At 68.7% G+C, this 5,643-nt stretch carries 3 protein-coding genes and 1 pseudogene; 1 reads left to right on the top strand and 3 read right to left on the bottom strand.

Annotated elements, in window-relative coordinates; all coding sequences use genetic code 11:
• The 3 genes and pseudogenes from LCI23_RS15950 to LCI23_RS15940 form a co-directional block, all read right to left on the bottom strand.
• Window positions 1–210 (bottom strand): annotated as a pseudogene (locus LCI23_RS15950) (IS1595 family transposase); the annotation flags it as partial.
• Window positions 211–335: 125 nt separating this feature from the next.
• Window positions 336–3,377, bottom strand: coding sequence for a CHASE domain-containing protein (locus tag LCI23_RS15945; RefSeq protein ID WP_224947436.1), 3,042 nt, complete (start codon window positions 3,375–3,377; stop codon window positions 336–338).
• A 98-nt stretch (window positions 3,378–3,475) separates the two neighbouring features.
• Window positions 3,476–4,210 (bottom strand): LuxR family transcriptional regulator, encoded by a 735-nt coding sequence (locus tag LCI23_RS15940; RefSeq protein WP_224947435.1) that lies wholly within the window; start codon window positions 4,208–4,210, stop codon window positions 3,476–3,478.
• Window positions 4,211–4,522: 312 nt separating this feature from the next.
• Between LCI23_RS15940 and LCI23_RS15935 the strand changes: the two genes are divergently transcribed.
• The coding region (locus LCI23_RS15935; protein WP_224947434.1) for a HAMP domain-containing protein at window positions 4,523–5,643 on the top strand (1,121 nt) is incomplete at its 3' end.

Genomic DNA, 5,643 nt, shown 5'->3' with positions numbered 1-5,643 from the left:
GCGCTGCAGACCGTTGGCCTGGCCATGCCGGTAGTAACGCTCGCAAGCGCAGGCAGGACAGCGGCGCTTGCCTTCCTTGACCTGGGCAATGAGGGCGATGATGCGGTCGAGTCCGGCAGCCGGGTGCAGGGCCGAGAGCGTTTGCAGGCGCTGCGGCACGTTCAGCGCGGGCAGCTGGGCGAACCACTTCCTGAAGCGGGGAGCGCGCATGATCGGGTCCTGTCGAGGGAGACAGGCGTTCGACCGCCGAACTGCTCGGCAGTTCGGTCCTCATCCATAGTTCCGGTTGACTGCGCCTTTGACAAGGCATGGATGGTGCCCGGCTCCCGTGCCCATCAGGACGGCCTCGATTCCAGCTGGCGATCGTGGGCACGCATGCCGAATTCACCGCTGAAGGCGCGCTCGGCACGCACCAGCTGGGCGCGCAGGCGCGCCCCCAGCGCGCGCGCCTGGGCCGCCCGCCCGGCCTCGGCCTGGGCTTCCAGTTCGCCGCACAGGTCGGCGAAGCCGGCGGCGCCCACGGTACGCGCCGCCGAGCGCACGCGGTGCGCCACCGCCCCGGCGGCGTCCAGTTCGCCCGCCGCCAGCGCGGCATCGATCTCGTCCAGCGCCGCGCGTGCGCTGGCCACGAACAGGAAGGCATACTTGCGCATGCGCGCGCGGTCGCCGCCGAAGCTGGCGGCCAGCGCCGGCAGGTCGACCGCGGCGGCCCCGGCTCCGGGATGCTGCGCGGCGGGCGCCAGGTCCGGCGCGGGCGCCTCGCTGCGGCCGAGGCAGCGCGCGATGGTGGCCGCCAGCAGTTCCGGCACCACCGGCTTGGTCAGGAATTCGTCCATGCCGGCCTCCAGGCAGCGCGCGCGGTCTTCCAGGCCGGCATTGGCGGTCATCGCGATCACGAGCAGGCCGCGCAGGCGCGGGTCCTGGCGGATGCGGCGGGTCGCTTCCAGTCCATCCATCACCGGCATCTGCACGTCCATCAGGACACAGTCGGGGCGCCGCACCATCGCATCGAGCAGCGCCAGCGCCTCCGCCCCGTTGCCGGCCACCTCCACCGTGGCGCCGGCCTGTGCCAGCAGCTCGCGCGCGACCTGCTGGTTGAAGGGATTGTCCTCGGCCAGCAGGATGCTGCAACCATCCAGGCGCGCCGGCTGCCCGGATGGGGCCGGGGCCGCGCCCAGCCCGGCGCCGACGCCATCCTCGAGCGCCAGGCGCGCCGTGAACCAGAAGGTACTGCCCTGCCCCGGGATGCTGTCGACCCCGACCTCGCCGTGCATCAGTTCCGCCAGCTGCTTGCTGATGACCAGGCCCAGGCCGGTGCCGCCATGGCGCCGCGTGGCGGAAGGATCGGCCTGGTGGAAGGGTGTGAACAGCCCGGCCAGTTGCCCCGGTGCGATCCCGATGCCATGGTCCTGCACCTCGAAGCGCACCAGCAGTTCGGGACCGAAGGCGTGTTCCAGACGGGCGCGCAGGCAAATCCTGCCCTGCTCGGAAAACTTGACGGCGTTGCCGGCGAAGTTGAGCAGCACCTGTTCCAGCCGCAGCGGATCGCCGCGCAGGGGCCGCGCGAGCGCCGGCGCGATGTCGATGTCGAAGCCCAGCCCCTTGGCCGCGGCGGCCTGGCCCAGTTGCAGCTCGACGTTGCGCATGACCGCTTCCAGCAGGAAGACGCGGGTGGCCAGTTCCAGCTTGCCAGCCTCGATCTTGGAGAAGTCGAGGATGTCGTTGATGATGCCCAGCAGGTGCTGGCCCGAATGGTAGATCTTCTCCAGGTAGGCACGCAGGCGCGGCTCGGGTCCGGCCTGCAACGCCAGGTGGGTCATGCCGATGATGCTGTTCATCGGCGTGCGGATCTCGTGGCTCATATTCGACAGGAAGGCGCTCTTGGCCTGGCTGGCGGCATCCGCGCGGGCGCGCAGTTCGTGCAGCGCGGTGACGTCGGTCGAGATGCACAGCACGGCCGGCAGCTCGCCTTCCGGGAACAGGGGCACGCGCACGCTCCACATCTGGCGCACGCTGCCGTCTGGCAGCGGCAGCTCGACCTGGCACACGTGACGCTCCCTGCTCTCCAGCGCGGCGCTGTCGCGCGCCCAGGTGGCTTCGGCCATGTCGGGCGACACGTCGATGTCGCGGCGGCCGACGATCTGCGCCGCAGGCAGGCCGATCATGACCGCGCTCTTTGCGTTCAGGTAGCGGAAGCGGCGCGCGCTGTCCTTCAGGTAGACATGGGCGTCGAGGTTGTCCAGCACCGTGACCAGCAGCATGCGCTGGTCGAGTGCCATGCGGCGCGAACGCACCAGGTTGAAGAACAGCGCGAAGCCGAGCAGCGAAACCCCGAAACCGGAGCCGAAGGCGAGCAGCGGCAGGTAGCGGTCGGCGCCGACCGCCATCGCGGCGCGCTCGGCCGAGAAATGCGCTTTCCAGCGGGTGCCGGCGTAATCGATCGGCAGCAGGATGCTGAAACGCCCGCCCGGGCCGGGCTGCCCGCGTACGTCGGGGCCGACCAGCAGGCGGTCGCGCGCATCGAGCGACAGGGGCTCCTGCGCGCCGGGCCGCCCTGGCGCGGTTTCGCTGTACAGGCTGAGCGCGACGGGCTGGCGTTCCTGCGGACCGAGTGCCTGGCGCACCAGTGCGTCGACCGAGAAGGCGATGCCGATGCTGCCCATGTAGCGCGCACGCCGTTCTTCCAGCGTGGCCGGCGCCGCGCCGCCGCGGTACAGGGGCTCGCGCATCCCGAGCACCGTATGCGGCGTGGGATGGGCGAGCCGCACCGGATTGCCGGACGCGCCCAGGTTCGCCTCGTCGCGCGCGCGCTCCAGCACCGCCGCGATCTGGGGCTGGGCCGCGATGTCGAAGCCGACGCGGTCGTTGGGCTGCTGGCCCGGCTCGACCCAGGTGATCACGGCGTACCACGGGCGGCGTCCGGCCGGACGGATGTCGAACTGCGGATAGCCTGCCGGGTCCACGCTGCGGTCCTGGCGCACGCTGGCGATGAAGGCGTCGCGCTCGGCGTCCTGGACATAGGCGATGAAGGATACAGCCTCGATCGCCGGGAACTGCGCCGGCAGGTCGAGCGCCTGTACATAGCGGTGCAGGCGCAGGCGCGTCAGCGGTCCCTCGCCAGCCACGTGCAGCGCCACCATGCCGCGCACCACGCGGGTGTAGGACACGATCGCGTTCGATACCCGCTCCTGGGCCAGCCGCGCCACCGTCTCGAAGCGGCGCCGCGCATCTTCCTCGACCAGGCCGGTGGCGACGCGGTGGCACAGTCCCCCAACCGCCAGCGCGAGCGCGATCCCCGCCACCCAGGGCGCGGCGCCGCCCTGCTGGCGGCTGGCGGCGGCATCCCTGGACGGGCGCGCGATCGTCGAAGAATCCATGGGGCTCCAAAAGTCGAATAGGGCCTGCTCGAACCTCCTAGTATAGGCATTCGCAGGACCAACTTAATCACCGATCCTCACCAGCGGACGGGCCTGGATCAGCGGCGCTGCTCCTCGGTGCTGAGCAGGCCCAGGCCGAGCGCGATGACAACGGCCTGCTGGCGCGTGTTGACACCGAATTTCTGGCGCACGTTCGCCAGGTGGAAGTTGATGGTGGCTTCGGAACAGGCCGTGATGCGCGCGATTTCCCAGGACGACTTGCCGAGCATGACCCAGCGCAGCACCTCCAGCTCGCGCCGGGTCAGGCGCGGCATGCCCGGTTCCAAAGCGCCTTCATGGAAGCGCGCGGCCGACGCGAAGGCATAGTCGCGGATCAGCGCCAGCACCGGCAGGGCTGCCGCTACCCGGCGCGCGCAGGCGGCGTCCGGCGCGTGTTCGCTGGCGAAGCTGATCAGGCCCAGTTCGCCCTGCGGGCCGTGGACCGGCAGGGTCACGCCGCTGCGCAGGCCATGCGCGCAGGCTTCCTCGTACATGGCCCCGGCCAGCGCCTCCTCGAAGGTCGCGCGCGACCACACCAGCGGCAAGGTGCTCTTCAGGCAGTGCGCCACGGTCGGGTCGATGTGGACGAAGCCGGCGTCACTGTAGCGCGCGCGCCAGGCAGCGGGGTAGTTGGTGCGCACGTAGGCCGTGCTGAAACGTGTCTGGCGCGATGGCAGCAGGCCGAACAGGACGTAGGGAAAACCCTGGGCATTCGCCAGCGCGACCAGCTGCGCGGTCCAGGACTGTTCGTCGCCTGCTTCCAGCAGGCCAATCAGTAAAGCATTGTCTATCATGGACGGCGACCCGAAGTATCTGTGCCCATGCTATGACAGATCGCCGGAAAATCACGCGACCGGCTGCACATTTTTCTTGCAACAAGCTTGCTATGCGAACATTTGTCGTATCGATACAACAACATCTTCCAAGCGTGCGCCGGCCTCTCCATCAATACGCTACGCTCCGCCGGATTGCCAGTCGGAATTTGCTAATCTGCAATATTTGGCGCGCTGATGCCTGGCGTGAGCGTACAAAGTAACATCTTGCTTGCAAACCGGCTGGGCCGGACCACCCACTTCCCAACACCAGGACCGAGAAGGACGAAGTCGATGAACCACATGACCGACATGGGCGAACAGCTGGACGTGAAGCTGTTGCTGACTACCTTGATGGCGCTGAAGAAGGGCGACTTCTCGGTGCGCATGCCGTCCGACTGGACCGGCGTGTCCGGCAAGATCGCCGATACCCTGAACGACATCATCGAGACCAAGCAGAAGGTGGTGGAGACGGTCACGGACGTCTCGCGCGTGGTCGGCCGCGAGGGCCACCTGACCCAGCGCGCCGACCTGCCGGGCGTGGTGGGCGGCTGGGCCACGATCATCAGTTCGGTCAATACCCTGATCGACGACCTGGTGCGCCCGACCACCGAGATGGCACGCGTCATCGGCGCGGTGGCCAAGGGCGACCTGTCGCAGACGATGGCGCTGGAAGTGGACGGGCACCCGCTCAAGGGCCAGTACCTGCGCGCTGCCATGACCGCCAACACCATGGTGGAACAGCTGTCCTCGTTCTCGTCCGAGGTGACGCGCGTGGCGCGCGAGGTGGGCACCGAGGGCAAGCTCGGCGGCCAGGCCCAGGTGAAGGGCGTGGCCGGCACCTGGAAGGACTTGACCGACTCGGTGAACTCGATGGCGGGTAACCTCACCTCGCAGGTGCGTAACATCGCGGAGGTGACCACCGCGGTGGCGAACGGCGACCTGTCCAAGAAGATTACCGTGGACGTGCGCGGCGAGATCCTGCAGCTGAAGGACACCATCAACGTCATGGTCGACCAGCTGCGCTCCTTCGCATCGGAGGTGACCCGTGTGGCGCGCGAGGTGGGTACCGAGGGCAAACTCGGCGGCCAGGCCTACGTGCCGGGCGTCGGCGGCACCTGGAAGGACCTGACCGACAACGTGAACTTCATGGCGTCGAACCTGACGGGCCAGGTGCGTAACATCGCGGCGGTGACGACCGCGGTGGCGAACGGCGATCTGTCCAAGAAGATCACCGTGGACGTGAAAGGCGAGATTCTGGAGCTGAAGAACACCATCAACGTGATGGTGGACCAGCTTTCCTCCTTCGCCTCCGAGGTGACCCGCGTCGCCCGTGAAGTCGGCACCGAGGGCAAGCTCGGCGGCCAGGCCCAGGTGAAGGGCGTGGGCGGCACCTGGAAGGACTTGACCGATTC

It is taken from the genome of Massilia sp. MS-15 (assembly GCF_020176695.1).
Taxonomy (GTDB): domain Bacteria; phylum Pseudomonadota; class Gammaproteobacteria; order Burkholderiales; family Burkholderiaceae_D; genus Telluria; species Telluria hydrophila.
Note: the sequence above shows the minus strand (reverse complement) of the source record. Positions and strands in the feature narration are given on the sequence as shown.